Annotated in this window: 21 protein-coding genes; 15 read left to right on the top strand and 6 right to left on the bottom strand. The window is 36.9% G+C overall.

Annotated elements, in window-relative coordinates; translation table 11 throughout:
- Positions 1-36 precede the first annotated feature (36 nt).
- The 7 genes from ACKVQX_RS11515 to ACKVQX_RS11485 all read left to right on the top strand — a co-directional run bounded on the left by ACKVQX_RS11515 (position 37) and on the right by ACKVQX_RS11485 (position 8,034).
- Complete coding sequence (locus ACKVQX_RS11515) at positions 37-741, top strand: VOC family protein (protein ID WP_068450481.1); 705 nt, start codon at positions 37-39, stop codon at positions 739-741.
- A gap of 240 nt (positions 742-981) precedes the next feature.
- Positions 982-2,253, top strand: coding sequence for a GTPase HflX (hflX, locus tag ACKVQX_RS11510; protein WP_068450483.1), 1,272 nt, complete (start codon positions 982-984; stop codon positions 2,251-2,253).
- 308 nt (positions 2,254-2,561) lie between these two features.
- Complete coding sequence (locus ACKVQX_RS11505) at positions 2,562-4,049, top strand: peptide MFS transporter (protein WP_409136340.1); 1,488 nt, start codon at positions 2,562-2,564, stop codon at positions 4,047-4,049.
- A gap of 321 nt (positions 4,050-4,370) precedes the next feature.
- On the top strand, positions 4,371-5,327 hold the full coding sequence (locus tag ACKVQX_RS11500; protein WP_068450486.1) for an ABC transporter permease: 957 nt from the start codon (positions 4,371-4,373) through the stop codon (positions 5,325-5,327).
- Positions 5,314-6,267: an iron chelate uptake ABC transporter family permease subunit gene (locus ACKVQX_RS11495; RefSeq protein WP_068450491.1), complete on the top strand. Its 954-nt coding sequence runs from the start codon at positions 5,314-5,316 to the stop codon at positions 6,265-6,267. Before ACKVQX_RS11500 ends, ACKVQX_RS11495 begins: the two co-directional genes overlap by 14 nt.
- Positions 6,264-7,028 (top strand): ABC transporter ATP-binding protein, encoded by a 765-nt coding sequence (locus ACKVQX_RS11490; RefSeq protein WP_068450493.1) that lies wholly within the window; start codon positions 6,264-6,266, stop codon positions 7,026-7,028. The genes ACKVQX_RS11495 and ACKVQX_RS11490 overlap by 4 nt, the downstream gene beginning before the upstream one ends.
- A 16-nt stretch (positions 7,029-7,044) precedes the next feature.
- Positions 7,045-8,034, top strand: a complete 990-nt coding sequence (locus tag ACKVQX_RS11485) for a siderophore ABC transporter substrate-binding protein (RefSeq protein WP_409136339.1) — start codon at positions 7,045-7,047, stop codon at positions 8,032-8,034.
- 50 nt (positions 8,035-8,084) lie between these two features.
- Here the strand turns inward: ACKVQX_RS11485 and solA are convergent, their stop codons facing one another.
- The gene (solA, locus tag ACKVQX_RS11480; protein ID WP_409136338.1) at positions 8,085-9,209 is read right to left on the bottom strand and encodes an N-methyl-L-tryptophan oxidase; all 1,125 of its coding nucleotides are present in this window, start codon (positions 9,207-9,209) and stop codon (positions 8,085-8,087) included.
- A 110-nt stretch (positions 9,210-9,319) separates the two neighbouring features.
- Here solA and ACKVQX_RS11475 point away from each other — a divergent pair, with 110 nt between their 5' ends.
- Positions 9,320-9,919, top strand: coding sequence for a phosphatase PAP2 family protein (locus tag ACKVQX_RS11475; RefSeq protein ID WP_068450501.1), 600 nt, complete (start codon positions 9,320-9,322; stop codon positions 9,917-9,919).
- A 40-nt stretch (positions 9,920-9,959) separates the two neighbouring features.
- Here ACKVQX_RS11475 and ACKVQX_RS11470 read toward each other — a convergent pair whose 3' ends face one another.
- A complete protein-coding gene (locus ACKVQX_RS11470; RefSeq protein ID WP_409136337.1) occupies positions 9,960-11,198 on the bottom strand; it encodes an MFS transporter in 1,239 nt (412 codons plus the stop codon).
- Positions 11,199-11,316: 118 nt separating this feature from the next.
- On the opposite strand from ACKVQX_RS11470, the gene ACKVQX_RS11465 reads away from it, so the two are divergent.
- Complete coding sequence (locus tag ACKVQX_RS11465) at positions 11,317-12,207, top strand: LysR family transcriptional regulator (protein WP_409136336.1); 891 nt, start codon at positions 11,317-11,319, stop codon at positions 12,205-12,207.
- 60 nt (positions 12,208-12,267) lie between these two features.
- On the opposite strand, the gene thrB is transcribed toward ACKVQX_RS11465, so the two are convergent.
- Positions 12,268-13,173: a homoserine kinase gene (gene thrB, locus ACKVQX_RS11460; RefSeq protein ID WP_068450506.1), complete on the bottom strand. Its 906-nt coding sequence runs from the start codon at positions 13,171-13,173 to the stop codon at positions 12,268-12,270.
- Positions 13,170-14,222 carry a threonine synthase gene (gene thrC, locus ACKVQX_RS11455; protein WP_368634435.1) on the bottom strand — a complete coding sequence of 351 codons (1,053 nt, stop codon included), beginning with the start codon at positions 14,220-14,222 and terminating at the stop codon, positions 13,170-13,172. Before thrC ends, thrB begins: the two co-directional genes overlap by 4 nt.
- 227 nt (positions 14,223-14,449) lie before the next feature.
- On the opposite strand from thrC, the gene ACKVQX_RS11450 reads away from it, so the two are divergent.
- Positions 14,450-15,658 carry an MFS transporter gene (locus ACKVQX_RS11450; RefSeq protein WP_082701537.1) on the top strand — a complete coding sequence of 403 codons (1,209 nt, stop codon included), beginning with the start codon at positions 14,450-14,452 and terminating at the stop codon, positions 15,656-15,658.
- Positions 15,659-15,778: 120 nt separating this feature from the next.
- Here ACKVQX_RS11450 and ACKVQX_RS11445 read toward each other — a convergent pair whose 3' ends face one another.
- A complete protein-coding gene (locus tag ACKVQX_RS11445; protein WP_121177127.1) occupies positions 15,779-16,078 on the bottom strand; it encodes a nucleotide pyrophosphohydrolase in 300 nt (99 codons plus the stop codon).
- Between the two features lie 91 nt (positions 16,079-16,169).
- Between ACKVQX_RS11445 and ACKVQX_RS11440 the strand changes: the two genes are divergently transcribed.
- Positions 16,170-17,342, top strand: a complete 1,173-nt coding sequence (locus ACKVQX_RS11440; protein ID WP_087681095.1) for a M20 peptidase aminoacylase family protein — start codon at positions 16,170-16,172, stop codon at positions 17,340-17,342.
- Between the two features lie 9 nt (positions 17,343-17,351).
- Positions 17,352-18,458 carry an o-succinylbenzoate synthase gene (menC, locus tag ACKVQX_RS11435; protein ID WP_409136335.1) on the top strand — a complete coding sequence of 369 codons (1,107 nt, stop codon included), beginning with the start codon at positions 17,352-17,354 and terminating at the stop codon, positions 18,456-18,458.
- 42 nt (positions 18,459-18,500) lie between these two features.
- On the opposite strand, the gene ACKVQX_RS11430 is transcribed toward menC, so the two are convergent.
- Positions 18,501-19,346 carry a GNAT family N-acetyltransferase gene (locus ACKVQX_RS11430; RefSeq protein WP_409136334.1) on the bottom strand — a complete coding sequence of 282 codons (846 nt, stop codon included), beginning with the start codon at positions 19,344-19,346 and terminating at the stop codon, positions 18,501-18,503.
- Positions 19,347-19,603: 257 nt separating this feature from the next.
- Between ACKVQX_RS11430 and ACKVQX_RS11425 the strand changes: the two genes are divergently transcribed.
- From ACKVQX_RS11425 to ACKVQX_RS11415, 3 genes are all read left to right on the top strand, one after another.
- A complete protein-coding gene (locus tag ACKVQX_RS11425) occupies positions 19,604-20,530 on the top strand; it encodes a manganese-dependent inorganic pyrophosphatase (RefSeq protein WP_068450524.1) in 927 nt (308 codons plus the stop codon).
- Positions 20,531-20,660: 130 nt separating this feature from the next.
- The gene (locus ACKVQX_RS11420; protein WP_325943715.1) at positions 20,661-21,368 is read left to right on the top strand and encodes a DsbA family oxidoreductase; all 708 of its coding nucleotides are present in this window, start codon (positions 20,661-20,663) and stop codon (positions 21,366-21,368) included.
- Between the two features lie 134 nt (positions 21,369-21,502).
- Positions 21,503-22,153 (top strand): FMN-dependent NADH-azoreductase, encoded by a 651-nt coding sequence (locus ACKVQX_RS11415; RefSeq protein ID WP_087681096.1) that lies wholly within the window; start codon positions 21,503-21,505, stop codon positions 22,151-22,153.
- Positions 22,154-22,206: the final 53 nt, after the last annotated feature.

The following is a 22,206-nucleotide window of genomic DNA, read 5'->3' as shown; positions in this document are numbered from 1 at the left end:
GGGCTACGGTCTTTTTAAAAAATAAGGGGTGCTCGTATGTTTGAATTAGATCATGTCGTTTATTTTACGAAGAAAAGTCCTGAAGAAGTAGCAGCGAATGAATTGATATCAGGCATTCATCCTGTTGTAGGCGGACAACATCTACAATGGGGAACACATAATGCGTTATTTTATACGAAGTCAAGTTACATTGAATGGCTATCAGTCGAAAATGAAACTAAAGCAAAAGAAAGTCGTCATCCGTTAATCGAACAATTACTATTTGATGTAGATGGACGTGAAGGATTTGCTTCAATTTGTTTACGTTCTGAGAATTTAGAGAAGATGGATCGCTACTTTAAAAAGATGGGCTATAAAACAAGTGGAGTATTGCCATCTGAACGTAAAACAGCGAGCGGAGAAATTCGTCGTTGGAAAATGCTTTTCATTGATCAAAAAGTGGGAAATGCGTTACCATATCCGTTCTTCATTGAATGGGAGCAAGGAATGGAAGAACGTCTTGAAACGTTGCGTGAAGATGGTACGTTAAAACCAGATAACGAAGAATTGACGATTAAAAAATGTATCTTCCATGTACATGATGTTGAACAAAAACTAACGCAATGGGCGCGCTTATTATCATTGCCAACAAAGGATCATACATTACGACTTGATAATACAATTTTTGAATTCGTGGAATCAGCAGATGAAAAAGAACGCCTACATACGATTGAAGTTGTGAAGGCTTGGACAATTGAATAGCAGTATGATAGGATAAAATTAACTTTTTAGGACGGGAGGCTTTTCGAAATGGTAATTCGTATTCGATTGAATGATGCAACATGCAATTAAATACATCATATACGGCGAATTACGTCTTCTATTCGATTAGTCATCAATTTAAAAGGAGGGAGTAAGCGTATGTTTGCTCTGTCCTTTTTTTATTTTGTCAAAAAAGGGTAGATGTAATTTGCCCGTATAGTAGATGAAGGAGGAAGTTTTTTGGATCAAATTATAGAAAAAGCGATATTAGTTGGTGTGAATTTACGTCACGACCCACACTTTGAATATTCAATGGAAGAATTAGCGAATTTAGCAGAGGCATTAAATGTAGAGGTAGTCGGTGTGATCACGCAAAATTTAGAGCGTGTGACAGCTTCGCATTACGTTGGTACGGGGAAAATTGATGAGGTACGTAGTTTATATGAAGCAATGGACGCTAACTTAGTTATTTTCGATGACGAATTGTCACCAGCACAAATTCGTAATTTAGAAAAAGACTTAGATTGTAAAGTTATTGACCGCACGATGCTAATTCTAGATATTTTTGCGCGTCGAGCAAAAACAAAAGAGGCACAGATGCAAGTTGAGATTGCACAGTTACAATATATGCTACCACGTCTAGTCGGTATGTATAACTCATTATCACGTCAAGGTGGTGCGACTGGCGGTGGTTTTGCGAACCGCGGTGCTGGTGAAACGAAGTTAGAGCTTGATCGTCGTAAAATCGAGGAGCAAATTACAAAACTTCGTCGCGATTTAGAAGTTGTAAAAGAACAACGTGAAACACAGCGCAAACAACGCCGTAAAAATAATATTCCGGTTGTATCACTTGTTGGTTATACAAATGCAGGGAAATCAACGATTATGAATCAACTGCTAGCGCGTACGAGTGATGAAGAGCATAAACAAGTTTTTGAAAAAGACATGTTATTCGCTACACTAGAGACTTCAGTACGTCAAATTGAATTAGAAGACCGTAAAAAGTTTTTACTAACCGATACAGTTGGTTTTGTTAGTAAACTACCTCACCATTTGGTAAAAGCATTCCGCTCGACACTTGAAGAAGCACGCGATGCAGATTTACTATTACATGTAGTGGATGTCTCGAATGAAGATCATGAATATATGATGGAAGTAACGAATAAAACATTACAAGCAGTTGGCGTAGAGGGTGTACCGACGATTTATGTTTATAATAAAGCAGATTGTACAGAAATTACGTATCCATATGTGAATCAGAATCGCATTTGGTTATCGGCTCGTGATGGTAAAGGACTAGATGAATTAATCGGTATGATTCGTTCAGAAGTTTTCTCAGACTATGTCACACTTCGCGTATGTATTCCATATGATCGCGGCGATTTAGTTTCATTTTTAAATGAAAAGGCGAGCATTAAAGAAACAGCTTATGAAGAGGATGGTACGCATTTAAAAGTGGAAGTTCGTTTAGAACATGAACCGAAACTAAAGCCATTTATCATAACAGAATAAAGTTAGAAGCGTTCTATAGTGGGGTATATTTCCTCTATGGAATGCTTTTTTATATGGATGTGTATTTTTAGAGAGGACAGATAGAAAAAAGTGTATATGATGGAAATACAAGAAAAGACTTAAATTTTATGACGTTTGTTGTTAATAAAGCGTTTTTAACGTAAAAATTAAGTCTTTTTTATTGAAAAATGAGAATTTTCTAAATTTTGACAAGTTATTTTTGTGTGTGTATAATGGACATACTCTTTTCAAAAAAAGATATTGATTAAATTATTTGACTATTTAAGAAATTGAAAGTAGGAGTTTATATGGAAACAAAAGAGCAAATTGCGAAGTCAGTTCCACAAAGAGGCTTCTTCGGTCACCCGAAAGGTCTTTTCACACTGTTCTTTACAGAGTTTTGGGAGCGCTTCTCTTACTATGGTATGAGAGCCATCTTACTTTACTTCATGTACGATACAGTAGCAAATGGCGGTTTAGGTATTGATAAAACAACCGCTACATCAATCATGTCAATCTATGGTTCATTGGTTTACATGTCTGGTATCATCGGTGGTTGGGTTGCCGACCGTATTTTAGGATCACGTAGAACCATCTTCTGGGGTGGGGTACTGATTATGCTTGGTCATATCTGTTTAGCATTACCAGGCGGTATTACATTATTATTCATCTCAATGGTATTTATTATTTTAGGTACAGGTCTATTAAAACCAAACGTATCATCAGTTGTAGGTGACATTTACGAGCCAGGCGACAACCGTCGTGACGCTGGTTTCAGTATTTTCTACATGGGGATTAACTTGGGTTCATTCCTAGCGCCATTAGTTGTAGGTGCTGTTCAAAAGAACTATAACTATCATGCAGGTTTTAGTATTGCTGCAATCGGTATGTTCTTAGGTCTTGTCATGTATAAAATTACAGAGAAGAAAAACTTGGGTATGGCTGGAGCAAAACCGACAAATCCATTAAATGAAGAAGAACGTGCGAAATTAATTAAAAATTCAATTGTTGTCTTAGTTGTTGCAGCAATTTTATTAGCGATTGCTGGATTCTTTGGCTGGATTTCAATTAGTAATGCTGTAAACTTCTTCACAGTAGTTGGTTTATTAGCACCAATCACTGTATTCATTTGGATGTTTACATCGAAGAAAACAAAAGCAGAAGAAAAATCGCACTTACTTGCATATATTCCGTTATTCATTACAGGTGTTATGTTCTGGATTATTCAAGAGCAAGGCTCAACAATTTTAGCGCGTTATGCAGAAGGTCGTACAGATTTAACAATCGGTTCATTTGAGATTGCACCAGCTTGGTTCCAATCATTGAACCCACTATTCATTATCATCTTTGCACCAATTTTTGCAGCTTTATGGGTGAAATTAGGTAAACGTCAACCATCGACACCAATCAAATTCTCATTCTCATTATTCTTTGCAGGTGCATCATTCTTAATTATGATTATCCCAGCGGTTCTATCTGATGGTCAAACATTAGTAAGTCCATTCTGGTTAGTTGCATCATTCTTATTAGTTGTATTTGGTGAGTTATTAATGTCACCTGTTGGTTTATCAGCAACAACTAAATTAGCACCAGAAGCCTTTGCTGCACAAACAATGGCATTATGGTTCTTAACAAGTACAGCAGCACAAGCACTAAATGCACAATTTGCAAAAGTGTTTGATAAAGTATCTGAAGTACAATACTTCGGTTTCTTAGGTGGAGCAGCCATTGTTCTATTCTTAATTATGTTAATGTTAAGTCCATGGATTTCACGTAAGATGGGCTCAATTAAATAAGTTCTTTCTATTATAAAAGGAATCGTATCTCATTGATACGGTTCCTTTTTTGATTGTACACAATTGAAATGTGTCGAAAGTGTGTCTTTTCATGTAATTTTACTGTAAACAGAAATAAATTATAGTATTGAAGAATCCTTATATTGTAAGGATTTACAGTGGTTTTTATCGTATGAATATATCATTTGTAAACGGATTAACTGATAATACTTATCATTTAGTCATTGAAAATGATTATCAACATGCTATAATGTAGAAGTGAGTAAATGATAGTCATTATCATTTCATCTACTCAAATAAATAACGACATTGGGGATTACAATGAAGAAAAGATATCTTTTTATAGCGCTTATATTGTTATCACTTCTTTCATTATTTGTAGGAGTGAGTCGCATATCACCAATGGACTTACTGGACTTCGGTTCAGAAGAGACACAAATCTTTTTGATTAGTCGTGTACCAAGACTTGTAGCGATCATCTTAGCAGGTGTAGGGATGAGTATTGCAGGTTTAATCATGCAAAGCTTGAGCCGTAATAAGTTCGTATCACCAACTACTGCTGGTACGCTCGATGCAACCAAACTTGGTATTTTAGTATCCATGATGATTTTTGTAAATGCAACCCTACTTGAGAGAATGGTCGTTGCTTTTGTATTCGCGCTAGCCGGCACGCTATTATTCATGCAAATTTTAAATCGAATCAAATTTAAAGACGCCATTTTTATTCCTTTAATCGGGATGATGTTTGGTAATATTCTAAATTCAATTACGACATTCTTTGCGTATAAGATGAATATTATTCAAAACTTATCAACTTGGCTACAAGGGGATTTCTCAACGATTCTGAAAGGTCGTTATGAACTTCTTTACATAAGTGTTCCGATTCTCATCATTGCCTATTTTTATGCCAACCGTTTTACAGTTGCAGGAATGGGAGAAGACTTTGCTAAAAACTTAGGGATTAAATACAAACGTATTGTAAACTTTGGTTTAGTGTTAGTGGCACTTATTTCAACATCTGTTGTATTAACAGTTGGTGTGATTCCATTCGTTGGATTAATCATTCCAAATATCGTCTCGATTTTCAAAGGCGATAACTTAGCGAAAACATTGCCGCATACTGCTTTACTCGGTGCGATTTTCCTACTCATTTGTGACATTTTAGGTCGAGTGCTCATCTATCCATATGAAATCTCAATCAGTCTCATGGTAGGCGTTATCGGTAGTGCCATCTTCCTTTATCTATTAATGAGGGGGCGAGCATATGCGCAACAATAAATTAAAACTTACGATTCTTGCCGTTTTAGTATTAATCTCAGCAGCTTTATATGTGTTTTATAACTTGAATGGTAGTTATCATTATGCATTTCCACGTCGCTTAATCAAAGTATTAGCGATGGCGATTACGGGTGTAGCGATTGCATATGCAACCGTTACATTCCAGACGATTACACATAATCGTATTTTAACACCAAGTATTATGGGACTCGATTCGATGTACATGTTGCTGCAAACCGTTATTATTTTCTTATTCGGTTCAGCAAGTATTTTCGTATTAAATCAAACATTGAACTTCTTTATCTCGATGATTGGTATGATTGCATTCGCATTAATACTTTACCGCTTTATGTTTAGAAAAGAAGGGCAGCCTATTTACTTCTTATTACTTGTTGGGATTATCATTGGGACTTTACTCGGAAGTCTATCAACATTCCTTCAAGTACTAATTGATCCAAATGAATTTATGAATGTACAAGATAAGATGTTTGCGAGCTTCAACAACGTCAATCAAAACTTAGTTTGGCTATCACTTGTAATTGTTGTACTAACGATTGCATATGGTTGGACGAAGATGGGTGAACTCGATGTACTTTCTCTTGGTCGTGACCATGCTCGTAACTTGGGTGTGAATTACGATGGCGTTGTGAAAACAATGCTAGTTCTATCAGCAATCTTAATTGCTACATCGACAGCTCTTGTTGGTCCAATTACATTCTTTGGTTTGATTGTTGCCAACTTATCGTATCAATTCTTCCATACATATAAACACTCTGTATTAATCACAGGGGCGATCCTCTTCAGCTTATTTGCTTTAATTGGTGGTCAGTTTATTGTAGAAAGAATCTTTACATTCTCGACAACGCTAAGTGTCATCATTAACTTTGTCGGTGGTATTTACTTTATCTACTTATTATTGAAAGGAAGTCGTGCATCATGATCTCAGTAAAAGATATTTCAAAAATGTTCGGTAAGAAAAAGGTAGTTGATGCGGTAACGGTTGATATCCAACCAGGAAAAATCACATCTTTTATCGGACCAAATGGTGCAGGTAAATCGACATTACTTTCAATGGTGAGTCGCTTGATGAATGCCGATTCAGGTGAAGTATTGTTAGATGCTTCAGATGTAAAATCATTTAAATCAAATGAATTCGCAAAACGTGTTTCGATTTTAAAGCAATCGAACTTCATGAATGTTCGCTTAACCATTCGTGAACTTGTTGCCTTCGGTAGATTTCCTTATTCGCGTGGTCGCTTGAATCAAGAGGATGAGGAAATGGTAGACAAAGCGATTGCTTATATGAACTTAGAAGATATGCAACATTCATTTTTAGATGAGTTATCAGGTGGTCAGCGCCAACGTGCTTTTATCGCAATGGTTATTGCACAAGATACAGAATACGTGCTATTAGATGAACCACTTAATAACTTAGACATGAAACATTCCGTTCAAATTATGAAAATTCTTCGTAAATTAGTCGATGAACTTGGTAAAACAGTTGTCATTGTTTTACATGATATTAACTTTGCATCTGTTTACTCAGACCGCATTGTCGCTTTAAAAGATGGACGAATCGTTAAAGATGGTCCGACAGAAGATATTATTAACACCGCTTCATTGAAAGAGATTTATGATATGGACATTCCAATTCAAGAAATGAATGATTGTCGTATTTGTGTGTACTTTAATTCAAAATAAAAGGAGATTTTTAATCATGAGAAAATGGGTATTCGCAGCCGTATTAATGTGTTTAGTATTAGCTTTAGCAGCATGTGGTTCTTCAACAAAGGATGAAAAATCAAACGCAGCTTCAAATGATGATACAATTAAAATCGAAAATAACTTCGGTGTAACAAGTGAAGATGGTAAATCAACAAACACAGTAAAAGAAACTGTAAACGTACCAAAAGACGCTAAAAAAGTTGTCGTATTTGATATGGGTTATTTAGATACATTGGATGCTTTAGGATTATCAGATCGCGTAGTAGGTGTACCACAACAAAACATTCCTGCTTACTTAAAACAATATAAAGATTCAAAATATGCAAATGTTGGTGGATTAAAAGAGCCTGATTTTGAAAAAATCGCTGAATTAAATCCAGATGTCATCTTTATCTCAGGTCGTCAAGCTTCTCAATTCAAAGAATTTAACGAAATCGCTCCAACTGTATATGTAGGTATTGATACAACAAACTACATGGATTCATTCAAAGCAAACACTGAATTAGCAGGTAAAATCTTCAATAAAGAAGACGCTGTAAAAACAGAATTAGCAAAAGTAGATGATCAAATTAAAGAATTAAATGAAAAAGCAACAAAAGCAAATGAAAAAGCATTAATCGTATTAGGTACACAAGGTAGCTTAAGTGCATACGGTGCAGGTTCTCGTTTTGGTTTAATTCATGATGTATTTGGCTTTGGTCAAACAGACAAGAAAATTGAAGTATCAACACATGGTCAAACAGTTACTTCAGAATATGTTTATGAGAAAAATCCAGATGTATTATTCGTAATCGACCGTGATTCAGCAATCGGCGAAAAATCTTCAGTTAAAAAAGATTTAGAGAACGAATTAATTAAGAAAACAAATGCTTATAAAAACGGTAAAATTGTTTACCTAAATGCTGAAACTTGGTACTTAGCAGGTGGCGGTATCGAATCAGTATCACAAATGGTAACAGATGCTTCAGCAGCATTAAAATAATAATGATGAGAAAAGGGTAATCGCGATATAAAGCGATTACCCTTTTTATGTTATGAATTTTTAAATCTCTCTAAAGAGAAGAGAGATAAGTCAAAGTTTACATCTTTTTTATTCGTCATATCCACAAGTAATTCTCCAATAGCACTCGCGAATTTAAAGCCATGTCCACTAAAGCCACTCGCTAAAACAATTCGGTCATTTCCTGGGAAATAGTCAATAATGAAGTCTTCATCCGGTGTCATATCGTACATACATGTTTTACCGAACTTCAAATTTTGAATACTCGGCATATATTCATGTAAGAATTCATCTAATTCTTCTTGGTCTGAAAGGCTAAAATCGTCTCTGTCATTATTTGGATTGATAGCGACGCCTCCATCATGTCGTCCAATTTTAAGACCCATACCATTCACACTTGGAAATCCATAGTAAGTTGCATTTTCTAATTCAAAACTAAAGCAAGGAAAGTTTTGTTCTGAAAATCGTTCATCTGAATCGTACCATGCAAAAGTTTTGCGCAAAATTGTGACAGGAAGGGGTAAATGAATAGAAGACATCAATTCTTTTACGAAAGCACCTGCCGTTACAATGAGATAGTCTGCGGTATAGCAACTTTTATTCGTTTTAACTTCTACATGCCCATCTCCTTCTGTAATGGATACGACCTTTTCGTTAAAAGCAAATACAGCGCCTTCTTGAGCCGCCAAGTCTTTATAGGCACGAATACATTCCTCTACATGTAAAAACCCAGCATTCGGCTCGTAAGCCCCAATTTCATTGTGTACTAAATTTATACCTGTCCATCTCTTTTCGATGTCACTTGTCGAAAGTTTCTCGATCGGTAATTGAAAACGTTCCGCACTTTTAAATACATTTTGCATGAAATCGGTATCTTCTTTTCCAATATTCAATACCCCAACTTCTTCTAAAAGTTTTCTTTTTGTGAGATGTTCAGCTTCTGTAAATAATGTAGCAGCACGAAGCGCAAGAGGTACATACTGAGCTCCCTCGCCATAGGCATAACGAATAATACGTGTATCCCCATGATGTGTTCCAAATGTATGAGGTGGTTCATATGTATCAATTAGTAACGTTTTGTAACCATTTTTTGCAGAAAAGTAACTTGTCGGCATTCCCATGGAACCTGCACCGATAATAATCGTATGATAATGCATAATGAATTCCTCCTTTTCCTCCAGTATAATGTAAAGAATAATCTGAAAAATATATTTTGGAATAAAAGGTGGTTAAATAGTAACGAGAAAAGAAAAGGAAGTGTTTTTCGGTGAAATATATTTTAGGAATTCTCACATTTATTGTATTCCTTATTTTCGCATTTAATTTAAAATCAGTTTGGGTATATGACTTTGATGAGTGGGGAAGTCATTTATTAAAGGGGAATGAGTTTTTAATTCCGTTCCACTATATTGGTGAACCGATATTTGTTGTCATCGTCGCGGTTCTCTTGTTAATCTGGCTATGGGTTAAAGCACAAAACTTTCGTGGTATGATTTTTGTATTAATTACGATTGCAGGTGGCAATCTCGTGAATTTATTTGTGAAAGGTCTTATTAAACGAGATCGACCATACATTTTAGAACAATTGACAAGTTTTAGTTTTCCTTCAGGACATGCAATGACGGGATTACTTTATCTGTTAACAGTGGCTTATATTACGACAGAATATCAAACGAAAAAGACCAAAGTTATCGCGATGAGTATTGCGACTGTCGTTGCGATTTGTATCGGTTTATCACGTGTTGCCGAGTCTCGACATTATTTATCAGATGTAGTGAGTGGTTGGGCGCTGGGATATACGGTATTTGCACTTGCTTTATTATGGTACGAGCGTCGAAAACGAGTATTTAAACAACTTGAAAAGTAGAAAAAAGGTGAATCGTTTGTGAGAGCGATTCACCTTTTCTTTATGTGCTTTTTTTATGTGCTAATCGTTTTAGAGCTACACGCTTTTCGCGTTGTTCAAATAGAATGTATTTGTGTAAGGCGAATGTTAATCCGACACCAAGGATTAAAATACCACTTACGAAACAAACAACACCGAACCAACCGAATGATAGCCAGAAGAAGCCACCGATTGTTCCACCAACACTGGAACCGACGTAATAAAAGAATAAATAAAGCGATGAAGCTTGTGCCTTATCATGTGAAGCACGTGCACTTACCCAACTACTCGCAATCGCATGTCCACCGAAAAAGCCGAATGTGAATAATGCAATACCAATTAAAATAAAGAGTAGACTACTGAAAAGAGTTAAAACAGCGCCACTTAGCATAAGTAGAATCGCTAATAAAATCATCGCGAATTGACCATGTCGATCTGCTAATTTTCCCATCCATGTAGAACTGAATGTCCCCACTAAATAGACAACGAAGATACTGCCTACAAGTGTCTGACTTAGGTTATAGGGAGGGGCGATTAGTAAAAAGCTAATATAATTATAAAGCGTTACGAATGAACCCATTAAAACAAAACCAAGACTAAACAACAGAAGTAGACCTGGATCTTTTAAGTGTTCAAACATAGAATGTGCTAAAGGTTTAAAGGCTAATTTTGCAGGGACGAAATGTTTCGATTTTGGCAGTAAAAGATAGAATGCGACAGCTAGGATTAAACTTAAAACACCGATGGAGAGCATCGCGATATGCCAATCATAGATATCACTGACAGCCCCCATCATAACGCGTCCTGCAAGGCCACCAATTGAGCTACCACTCACGTAAAGACCCATCGCAATGCCTAAGCTTTTTGGCTCAATTTCTTCTCCTAAATAAGCCATGGCGATCGCAGGGAGACCAGCGAACACAGCGCCTTGGATAATACGTAATGTGAGTAGTGCACCAAAAGAAGGGGCAAAGGCAATTGCGATTGATAAAATGGCTACAGCTACCATTGAGAAAGTCATTAAATTTTTTCGTCCCCATGCTTCAGAAACAGAGCCGACAATTAACATACAAATAGCGAGTGCAACAGTTGTTAAAGAGAGCGAGAGAGAAGCTGTTGCTGGTGAGATATTAAATGTATCAGCAATCATGGGAAGAACAGGTTGCGTCATGTAAAGATTGGCGTACGTACTAAAAGCACCCGCAAATAAAGCGAATGTGGTAAAACGAAAAGCGCGTGATCCTTTTTCAATGTATTCCACGATAGCAACCTCCGAAATTGTTGTTTCTTTTTATTATAATGAGTTACAATTCATAATAACAATCTATTATATTGATTGAATTCATTCGATTTGGTTATGAATGGAAGGGGTGGGGGATATGGATTTACAACAGTTAAAGTATTTTCAGACGGTTGCACGTTTAGAACATATGACGCGTGCAGCGGATGTTTTGAATATATCGCAACCAGCGCTCAGTAAGGCAATTTCACAACTTGAACATGAAGTAGGGGCACCGCTATTTGAACGAGTAGGACGTGCGATCCGTTTGAATCGTTATGGCGCTCTATTTTTAGAAAGAACCGAACCAATCACTCAAATATTAGACGAAGCTAAACAGGAAATACGTGATTTGGTTGCACCGAATTCTGGCACAGTTGCGATTGGTTTTACACACTCGATGGGGACGAGATTAGTTTCAAGAGCTGTTCAGGCATTTCAAAAAGAGTATCCGGAAACGAATTTTGAATTTGTTCAAAGGAACTCGCTACCGCTTGTACAACACTTAAATAAAGGTCTATGTGATCTTTGCCTAATTCCCTATTTAGAAATGGATATTCCGATTGATTGGCGGGAACTATGGCGAGAAGAAGTATATGTGATTGTTCCTTTACACCACCGTTTTGCCAAACAAGATACGGTTCGATTACAAGATTTAGCAGAAGATCCTTTTGTAACGATTAAGGAAGGAAACTCCTTGCGACAAATTCAGAATCATGTTTTTGAACAGGTTGGTATTTCTCCTGATATCGTATTTGAAGGGGAAGAATTTCATACGGTCGCAAGTTTTGTAGAAGCAGGTTTTGGGGTGGGGTTGTTACCTGATTTACAGAGAATTGATGGCTATCAAATTAAAAGGTTGCATGTAACCGATGTAGTTTGCGAGCGTCGAATTGGGATTGCGACGATGAAAGACCGCTACATTCCACAAGTTGCGAAACAATTTGAAGCATTTGTGAGCGAACATTTATATCATTTCACACAACTATAAAAAATAAAAGGTAGAAGCCATTTTATAGGACTCCTACCTTTTTGTAATGAATCATTTTATCTATCTGTTTTGAACGGTCACTTGCACACCTTGTGTGTCAACATGTGCTGCTTTGATTGTATAGTCAGGTAAGTACTGTTGCATCTTTTCAACGAATGCATCTACTTTAGACGAGTCAATTAATGAAATCATCGTAGGACCTGCACCACTAATAGAAGTACCGAATGCTCCGTGATCGCGTGCTAATGTACGAATTGTTTCGTAATTTGGAATTAAATGAGCGCGGAACGGTTCATGGAATAAATCTGCTTCCATAAATTGTCCAGCTAATGCGTAGTCTTGTTTTAAAAGAGCTGCGACAAGTAGGTTACTATATGCACTTGCATGTACTGCATATCCTTTTTCATATGTAGTAGGGAGCGCTTTACGAGCCTCGGCTGTTTTTAATTCGACATTTGGAATAAAGACAGCGAAAGCAGCATCTACTTGTTTTTCATTAACTAAGTGGAGTTCGCCATTTGGTAATGTCGCCCCTACAACTAATCCACCACATACAGAAGCAGCAGCGTTATCTGGATGACCTTCAATCTCAGAAGATAATGCACATTTTGCTTGTTCATCTAATTGTAAATCACATACGACATTGACAAGTTCGATTGCAGCGACAATCGCAGAAGCACTACTACCTAAACCACGTGCAAGTGGTAATTCACTATACATGTCCACTTTACAAGCTGGTAGTTGTACATTAAATTTTTGCGCTACTTGTTGCGCCACTTGATAAACAAGGTGATCTTCCACGATCATTTCAACTGGTAAATGAGATGAATGGTGTACAAACTGCCACTCATTTTGTAATGTAACGTCTAGTTTTAAGTAAAGACCTAATGCGAGTCCAACCGAATCAAATCCCGGTCCAAGATTTGCCGTACTTCCAGGAACGGAGATGGACCACATTTTACTCATAGAACACCCTCGATGTATTCGCGGATTTTTTCTTCGTTATTTGGTAAAGAAACCATGCTAATTGTTGACGCAGAAACAGCTGTATCAGGGTCTTTTAAACCGTTACCTGTTAAAATGGCTACGACTTTACTGCCTTTTGGAATTGAACCATTTGCAACCGATTGAATAACACCTGCCACAGAAGCAGCTGAACCTGGCTCAGCAAAAATACCTTCTTTTGCAGCGATTAAACGGTATGCATTTAAAATTTCTTCGTCTGTTACAGCACCAATTTTACCATGTGATTCATCGCGTGCTGCTTCAGCTAATTTCCAGCTTGCAGGGTTACCGATACGAATCGCTGTTGCAATTGTTTCAGGTTTTGCAATTGGCGCGCCTTGTACAATCGCTGCAGCACCTTCAGCTTCGAAACCGAACATTTTTGGAAGTGTTGTACCTTTTTTCTGGTTATATTCTTTAAAGCCTTTCCAGTAAGCGCTAATGTTACCTGCGTTACCTACAGGAATTGCTAAAATATCAGGTGCAGCACCTAATTGGTCGCAAATTTCAAAAGCAGCTGTTTTTTGACCTTCTAAACGATAAGGATTTACAGAGTTTACAAGTGCTACGTCTGTTGTTTCAGAAATATCACGTACTGCTTGTAATGCTTCGTCGAAGTTGCCGTCGATTTCGATAATTTTTGCACCGTACATATATGCCTGAGCTAATTTACCTGCTGCTACTTTTCCTTTTGGAATTACAACAAGCGATTGAATACCAGCGCGTGCTGCATATGCTGCTGCTGCCGCTGATGTGTTCCCTGTTGAAGCACAGATGACGCACTTACTACCATCTTCTACAGCCTTGGCTACAGCCATTACCATACCGCGGTCTTTGAACGAACCTGTTGGATTTAATCCTTCATATTTTACGTGAAGATCGATTCCTAATTCTTCTGATAATGCGTTTAAACGGATTAAAGGTGTATTCCCTTCATGTAAAGTTAATGCTGGTGTTTTGTCAGTTACGGGTAAATATTCTTTGTATTGTTCAATTAAGCCTTTCCACATATAAATGCGCTCCTTTTTTGTACGTTCTTCAATTACAGTTGTTCATCTTGAAAAGACAACTGTTTTTCTATAAAAGACATTTTAACTTATTTTTGCATTTATATCTATAGTTCTTTAGAAATTTTCGGAACAATTTGAATTTGTAAAGGGATTGTCACAATAAATGAAAAAGGTTATAGTATGTATATTCTAGTGACAAGACAGTTGGAGGGTTTTACGTGACAACAATGACAAAAGGCAAAAAGAAGCCGATTACACGAAATAAATTATTAGCAATTGCAGGAGTTGGCTGGCTCTTTGATGCATTAGACGTAGGAATTTTATCATTCGTTATTGCAGCTTTAGCAGTAGAGTGGAATTTAACGCCGACAGAGATGGGCTGGATTGGTAGTATCAACTCGATTGGTATGGCTGTTGGTGCACTCGCATTTGGTTTGATGGCAGATCGTTTTGGACGAAAATCTGTATTCATGTGGACGCTCGTTATTTTTTCTGTAGCAAGTGGTCTATCAGCTGCTACAACAACGCTAGCAGCTTTCATGGTACTACGATTCTTCGTAGGAATGGGGCTCGGCGGGGAATTACCAGTAGCTTCAACATTAGTTTCTGAAAGTGTCGCACCAAAAGAGCGTGGACGTGTAGTCGTTCTTTTAGAGAGCTTCTGGGCAGGTGGTTGGCTACTTGCAGCGATTATCTCGTATTTTGTCATCCCGACATACGGATGGCGCGTGGCATTAATCTTAACAGCGATTCCAGCATTCTATGCGATTTATTTACGTATTAGTTTACCTGATTCACCAAAATATGAGGCGAATAAAACAAAAAGACAATCTATTTGGAAAAATATACAGTCTGTTTGGAAGAAAGAATATGCAAAGAGTACACTCATGCTATGGATTGTCTGGTTCATGGTGGTCTTCTCTTATTACGGTATGTTCTTATGGCTACCAAGTGTTATGGTCATGAAAGGATTCAGCATGATTCAATCATTTGAATATGTACTGATTATGACACTTGCACAATTACCAGGTTATTTTACAGCAGCTTGGATTATTGAAAAAGTAGGGCGTAAATTTGTGTTATCACTTTACTTACTTGGTACAGCAGTAAGTGCTTTAACATTCGGTTTTGCAGACACGACAGCGATGCTACTAGTATCAGGTATGTTCCTATCTTTCTTCAATTTAGGAGCATGGGGTGCATTGTACGCTTATACGCCTGAAAATTATCCAACAATTATTCGTGGGACAGGTTCAGGTATGGCCGCTTCTGTAGGTCGTTTAGGTGGAATTTTCGGACCGCTATTAGTTGGGGTGTTAACAGCGAGAAGCGTGGATATTAGTAGTATTTTTACAATTTTCACGATTGCGATTGTCATTGCCATTATTGCAATTATCTTCTTAGGAAAAGAAACGAAACAAATGGAAATTGATTAATAAAGAAGTGTAGTGATGCATTTAAAAATCACTACACTTTTTTATTTTAATAAAAACAGAGTGTTTATGATGTTAATTATTGAAATATTCCATTATCATAATATTAATAAGTTAAACACATTATTTTTCGGGTACTGGATATTTAATGAGATTTTTGGCTAGTTTTTCAGAAACAGCCTGTTGTAAATCAATATCCATGTGATCAGCGAGAGCAACTAAGTAAATGAATACATCAGCTAGTTCTTCTTTAATTGCTTGGTGATACGTAGCAGTTGCTTCTTCACCTGTCTTCCATTGAAAAGGCTCTAATAATTCATTTGCCTCAAGTGAAATTGAGATAGCTAAAGCACGTGCATCTTGATTAAGGTGCCAACCGCGCTCTTTTCGGAACTCTAAAATTTCTTGTATTGTTTTTTGCATGAAAACGCACTCCTTAAAAATTCATTTAGTTTCATTATAACGGACCGATTGATTATATAATGTATGTAAGTAGAAAAGGATGGGGATTAAAATGAATAGTGACTTGTTAAAGACATTAAAGCCAACACTAGATGAAGTATTTTCACATTTGCATGAGAATCCAGAAAAAAGTTGGAGTGAAATAAATACAACCAAATATATTGCAAATTTACTAGAAGGTCATGGGTTTAAAGTACATCTTTTTGAACGTATTCCAGGTTTATATGTTGAGTTTGGTAGTGGCAGTCCGGTTGTCGCTCTAAGAACAGACATGGATGCGCTATGGCAAGAAGTAAACGGCGAATTCCGTGCGAATCATTCATGTGGGCATGATGGACATATGACAATGGCTATTGGTGCTTGTTTATTTATTCAAGAATTAATTGATAAAAATCAATTTTCAATGGACGAAGGCGGTACAATTCGCGTCATCTTCCAACCTGCGGAAGAAAAAGGGCAGGGTGCGTTATCGGTCATTGATACAGGGCTAATGGATGATGTAGATTATTTATTCGGTGTACATGTTCGCCCAATCCAAGAATTAAAAGATGGTGAATTTAGTCCAGCACTTCATCATGGTGCATCACGCCAAGTATCGTGTGAAATTTATGGTGAAGAGGCACATGCTGCTCGTCCTCATCTTGGAAAAAATGCGATTGAGATTGGTAGTAGTTTAGTAGACGCTTTGAAGTCGATCCATGTGGATACAACAATTCCTTGGTCTGTTAAAGTGACACGCTTCCAAGCAGGTGGTGAGGCAGGGAATGTTATTCCAGGTAAAGCCATTTTAACGATGGATGCACGTGCGCAAACAAATGCTGCAATGGAACAGTTAGGTGAAGGGATTAGCCGAAGTATTCGTGCCGTATCAGAAATGTACGAAGCGCATATCGAACAAAAAGTGTTATTAGATATCGCTGCTGCAGAGGTAAGTGACGAAGCGAGAGATATTTTGAAAAAGTCGATTATTGAAGCAGTAGGTGAAGATCATTTAGGTGAAGAAATCATCACACCAGGAGGAGAGGACTTCCATTTCTATACAAAACGTCGTCCTCATATTAAAGCGGCTATGCTTGGTCTTGGTTGTGGATTAGTACCAGGACTTCATCATCCACATATGACATTTAATCATGACCAATTAATTGTCGGTGTAGATATTCTATCACGCGCTGTTATGACAGCATTAGAGCAAGCAAGACAGCAATCAGCACCAGTGTTAGGGTGATAAACGAACATGAAAATTGAAAAAGTTGTTTTACGAAAAATGAAAATGCGAATGAAGCACCCTTTTACGACAAGCTTTGGTACGGTACAAGATAAAGTATTTATTATAGTAGAGGCTTATGATGATCAAGGTTTCTGTGGTTACGGTGAGGGGGATGCCTTTGAAATTCCGTGGTACACAGAAGAAACAGTCGAAAGCTGTTGGCATATGTTGCGAGATTTTTATATACCGAGATTACTCCATGTAGATTTTCAGCATCCCAGTGAAGTACGTGAACTTTTATCGGTTTATCGCCGTAATCCAATGGCAAAGGCAGCTATTGAAACAGCGATTTGGGATGTCTATGCCAAACGAATGAATAAACCACTGTATCAGGTAATTGGCGGTATCCGAAATGAAGTAGAAGTAGGCGTAAGTATTGGATTACAACCGACAAGCGAGCAACTATATGAAAAAATAGAGCAGGCATTACAAAATGGTGCGAAACGAATTAAAGTGAAAATTAAGCCAGATAACGATGTTGAATTAGTCAAAACGATTCGCGCGCGCTATCCAGATGTACCGCTTATGGTTGATGCGAATTCAGCCTACACATTAGAAGATCTTCCTTTATTAAAAGAACTAGATGCCTATAATCTATTGATGATTGAGCAACCACTTGGAGCAGACGATTTAATAGAGCATGCGACGTTACAAAAAGAATTAAAAACACCGATTTGTTTAGATGAGAGCATTTGTAGTTTGAAAGATGCAAAAACAGCTATTGCCCTCGATGCTGGACGAATCTTTAATATTAAAATTGCGCGTGTTGGTGGTATTGAAGAAGCTAGATTAATTCATGAAGAAGCGAGTAAAGAGGGTATTAAGATGTGGGGTGGCGGTATGCTAGAAGCAGGTATTGGGCGTGCGCATAGTGTTGCGATTGCGACATTAACAGATTTCACATTACCAGCTGATACTTCGGGTTCTCGTCACTATTTCGAAGAAGATTTGATTATTCCTGAAGTTGTTGTAGAGAAGGGTGTTATTCATTTACCTGAAAAAGCAGGTATTGGATATGATGTAAATCTAGATGCTTATGAACGATTTACAACAGAATATTTAATATGCAAATAATAAAAGTAGCGAGTGGTTTTCAGCCCATTCGCTACTTTTGCTTTATGCGTAAACTTCTTCTTTTGTGGTCTCTGTGTGCGTAGGCGGTTGTGTTAACATTTTACCTAAGAAAATTTCATCATAAAATTGTCCATTCACGTGAATTGCATGTAATCTTGTACCCTCAACTTCAAATTGTCTACTTTTATAATACGTCAGTGTATGATGATTACCATCTAATACAGATGCATCTAATCGATCAATCTCTTGTTCTTTTGCCCATTCTTCTACTGCACAAAGTAAGTCATGTGCAATTTCGGCTTTTTGATATTCTGGCATGAGTTGAATTGATGTCATGGCACGATGTTGGAATCCTTGTGAGATATGTCGCCAGACTTGTGCAACACCACGAATATGTCCGTCAACAACTGCCACAAAAAATTGTCCGGCATTTTTAATATTCCAATGCGAAATTCTTTTACGTAAAGCGGATAAAGTATCAGGAGCTTGTAAGAAATCATAGTGATTCATCGGCTCTAATTCTTTTAAACGATGCATAAAACGCGTTAAATTGCGTACATCATTTAGCTCAGCTTGGCGAATAATATATGTGCATGTTGCGTCATTTGTTGTTTTGTTTTGTTGTACTTGTTGAGCAGAGCGTTCAAATTGTACATAAAAACCAAGCTGTATTTTTGAAACGAAGTAGTTTTTTTCTGTCCACGCTAAAAAATGTTGTAAGGGTGGTTTTGTTTTTGTCCACCAGCTCCTATTTAAATAAGCTGCATTTGGCAACTTTTGTCCAATAATCGTTTCTATTTCAGAAAAAGAAAGTTGAATCACCGGTTCTTTTAATACATGAAAATAGTTGGCTAAAGGAATGTATTTCTTTTCGATTGCATGTTCCATAGTTCGACCTCTTTTTCATTTCGTTTATATCAAAATAATATCATAATTAACGATTTATTAGATGCTAATCGGACTATATATAATATAATAGACAAAAAATTGTTAAAAAATAACGATTTTCAAAAGAGTTAAAGGTGAAATAGTAAGTAAACGAATTTTTAGTTTCGGCGTTTCATTTCATTTTTTTTCATTTATAAATATGGTAAAATACATAGGATTAAATAAGTAAGTACATTTCTTTAGGAGGAATTTAGAATATGAGCAAAATTTTAGTTTTCGGGCATAAAAATCCAGATACAGATACGATTACATCTGCATTAGTTTATGCTTACTTAAAACAACAACTAGGTGTAGATGCAGAAGCAGTACGTTTAGGTGAAGTAAACAATGAAACGGCATTCGCTTTAGAAAAATTCGGTTTCGATGCACCACGCCTTGTTGAAAAAGTTGCACCTGAAGCAGCAGAAGTGATCCTAGTAGACCACAACGAATTCCAACAATCTGCTGAAGATATTCAAGATGTAACAATTAGCGAAGTAATCGATCATCACCGTATTGCAAACTTTGAAACAGCGAACCCACTTTACTACCGCGCAGAGCCAGTTGGTTGTACAGCAACGATTTTAAACAAAATGTTCAAAGAGAATGATGTAGAAGTTCCAGCAAACTATGCGGGTTTAATGCTATCTGCTATCGTATCGGATACATTATTATTAAAATCACCTACTTGCACGCCACAAGATGTGAAAGCAGCGACAGAATTAGCTGCTAAAGCAGGTGTTAACTTAGAAGAATATGGTCTAGCAATGTTAAAAGCAGGCGCAGACTTATCAGATAAATCACTAGAAGATTTATTATCACTTGATGCAAAAGAATTTGAGATGGGTTCAAGTAAAGTCATCATTGCACAAGTAAATGCTGTAGACGTAAATGATGTATTAAGTCGCCAAGCAGAACTTGAATTACTATTAAATAAAGAAGTTGCAGAAAAAGGGTTAGACTTATTCTTCTTCGTTGTAACAGATATTTTAAATAATAATTCAGTTGCAGTACCAGCAGGTTATTTAGCAACACGTTCAGCTGAAGCATTTGGTACGATTTTAGTGAATAATCAAATTGAGCTAAAAGGTATAGTATCACGTAAAAAACAAATCGTTCCAACATTAACAGAAGTGTTTCAATAATAAAAAATACGCGCATTTGCTTTAATAGTAAGTGCGTATTTTTTTAGTTCTTTAAATACCTATTAGGGTATGAGCTGATAAATTGCTTTTCGATTCCTTTTCCTTATAGAATGGATGAGAGGTGATTGGAATGAAAATCGAAGTATGGTCAGATTATGTATGCCCATTCTGTTACATTGGCAAAAGAGAATTAGAAAAAGCGATTAAAAATACAGGTTTTGAAGGGAAAATTGATGTGGAATTTAAAGCATATCAATTAGATCCAACAACACCAGCAGAATCAGACGAATCGATGTATACAGCACTAGCGCGTAAATTTGGTTCTTCTGAAGAACAAGCAAAAGCACAAACAGAAGGTATTGCAGCTCGTGCAAAAGAAGTCGGCTTACATTATGACTTTGATAAAATGACTCCTGCAAATACATTTAAAGCACATCGTCTATCAAAATTTGCAGGCGAGCATGGTCTTGAAAAAGAGATGACAGAACGCTTACTAAAAGCTTACTTTGAAGAAGGTATGAAGATTGGGAATACAGATGTCTTAGTATCACTTGCAACAGAAGTAGGGCTAGAGGAAGCAGCTGTACGTGATTTACTTACAGATGATCAATTTGCAGCAGAAGTACTTGCAGATATCCAACAAGCACGTGAGATTGGTGTACAAGGTGTTCCATTCTTCGTACTAAATGAAAAATATGCTGTATCAGGAGCACAACCAACTTCTGTATTTGAACAAGCAATTAAACAAGTTGCCGAAGAAGAAGGCTTACGTCCAGGGTTAAAAATGATGGGTTCAGGTGGATCTGGTGTATGTAAAGACGGACAATGTGAACTTTAATAAAGATTTGCCTACGATTTTCAGTCGAAAGTCGTAGGTTTTTTGATTGACTTAAAAAACGATTTTCTGTATGATTAATTTATCTCGAAATCGAGACAATAATAAAATTGATTATATAAATAGGAGAGATTATTTTGACAAACGTATTAGTAGTAAAAGCAAATAATCGTCCTTCAACAGAAGGCGTTTCAAGTAAAATGTATGAAGTATTCATGGAGTCTGTAAAAGGTTTAGACAACGTAAATGTAACAACTTACGATGTATATGAAGAAGATACTCCATACTTCGGTCAAGACGTATTCAACGCTTACGGTAAATTAGCACAAGGCGAAGAATTAAACGAAGTAGAAGCTGCTGTAATGGCTGCTCAAACAAAAGCACGTGAAGCAGTAACAAACGCAGATGTAGTTGTATTTGCTTTCCCACTTTGGAACTTAACAATCCCAGCTAAATTACAAACATTCATCGATTACGTATATGCTGCTGGATTCTCATTCAAATATGACGAGAACGGTAACTTAGTATCATTATTAACAGATAAAAAAGCGATCATCTTAAATGCTCGTGGCGGTATCTACTCAACTCCAGAAACAGCTGGTATGGAAATGGCAGTAAACTACATCAAAGCAGTAGTTGGCGGCGTATTCGGTATGGAAATCATTGATGAAGTAATCATCGAGGGTCATAACGCAATGCCTGCAAAAGCTGAAGAAATCAAAGCAGCTGGTTTCGAAGCAGTAAAAGCAGCAGCACAAAAATTAGCGAACGTAACAGTGAACGCTTAATTCATATAATCAGAGTCGTACATTCGTGTGTGACTCTTTTTTATTTATTTTAA

This window comes from Kurthia sp. ISK08 (genome assembly GCF_046159805.1).
GTDB classification, from domain to species: Bacteria; Bacillota; Bacilli; order Bacillales_A; family Planococcaceae; genus Kurthia; species Kurthia gibsonii.
This window is presented reverse-complemented; position numbering and strand designations above follow the sequence as displayed.

What these genes read in the sequence shown, in the direction of transcription:
- solA (WP_409136338.1), bottom strand. Translation starts at nt 9,209, where the DNA reads ATGCATTATCATACGATTATTATCGGTGCAGGTTCCATGGGAATGCCG.
- ACKVQX_RS11495 (WP_068450491.1), top strand. Translation starts at nt 5,314, where the DNA reads ATGCGCAACAATAAATTAAAACTTACGATTCTTGCCGTTTTAGTATTA.
- ACKVQX_RS11430 (WP_409136334.1), bottom strand. Translation starts at nt 19,346, where the DNA reads ATGGAACATGCAATCGAAAAGAAATACATTCCTTTAGCCAACTATTTT.
- menC (WP_409136335.1), top strand. Translation starts at nt 17,352, where the DNA reads ATGAAAATTGAAAAAGTTGTTTTACGAAAAATGAAAATGCGAATGAAG.
- ACKVQX_RS11425 (WP_068450524.1), top strand. Translation starts at nt 19,604, where the DNA reads ATGAGCAAAATTTTAGTTTTCGGGCATAAAAATCCAGATACAGATACG.
- ACKVQX_RS11490 (WP_068450493.1), top strand. Translation starts at nt 6,264, where the DNA reads ATGATCTCAGTAAAAGATATTTCAAAAATGTTCGGTAAGAAAAAGGTA.
- thrB (WP_068450506.1), bottom strand. Translation starts at nt 13,173, where the DNA reads ATGAGTAAAATGTGGTCCATCTCCGTTCCTGGAAGTACGGCAAATCTT.
- ACKVQX_RS11450 (WP_082701537.1), top strand. Translation starts at nt 14,450, where the DNA reads ATGACAAAAGGCAAAAAGAAGCCGATTACACGAAATAAATTATTAGCA.
- ACKVQX_RS11500 (WP_068450486.1), top strand. Translation starts at nt 4,371, where the DNA reads ATGAAGAAAAGATATCTTTTTATAGCGCTTATATTGTTATCACTTCTT.
- ACKVQX_RS11420 (WP_325943715.1), top strand. Translation starts at nt 20,661, where the DNA reads ATGAAAATCGAAGTATGGTCAGATTATGTATGCCCATTCTGTTACATT.
- ACKVQX_RS11445 (WP_121177127.1), bottom strand. Translation starts at nt 16,078, where the DNA reads ATGCAAAAAACAATACAAGAAATTTTAGAGTTCCGAAAAGAGCGCGGT.
- ACKVQX_RS11440 (WP_087681095.1), top strand. Translation starts at nt 16,170, where the DNA reads ATGAATAGTGACTTGTTAAAGACATTAAAGCCAACACTAGATGAAGTA.
- ACKVQX_RS11505 (WP_409136340.1), top strand. Translation starts at nt 2,562, where the DNA reads ATGGAAACAAAAGAGCAAATTGCGAAGTCAGTTCCACAAAGAGGCTTC.
- ACKVQX_RS11485 (WP_409136339.1), top strand. Translation starts at nt 7,045, where the DNA reads ATGAGAAAATGGGTATTCGCAGCCGTATTAATGTGTTTAGTATTAGCT.
- thrC (WP_368634435.1), bottom strand. Translation starts at nt 14,222, where the DNA reads ATGTGGAAAGGCTTAATTGAACAATACAAAGAATATTTACCCGTAACT.
- ACKVQX_RS11465 (WP_409136336.1), top strand. Translation starts at nt 11,317, where the DNA reads ATGGATTTACAACAGTTAAAGTATTTTCAGACGGTTGCACGTTTAGAA.
- ACKVQX_RS11515 (WP_068450481.1), top strand. Translation starts at nt 37, where the DNA reads ATGTTTGAATTAGATCATGTCGTTTATTTTACGAAGAAAAGTCCTGAA.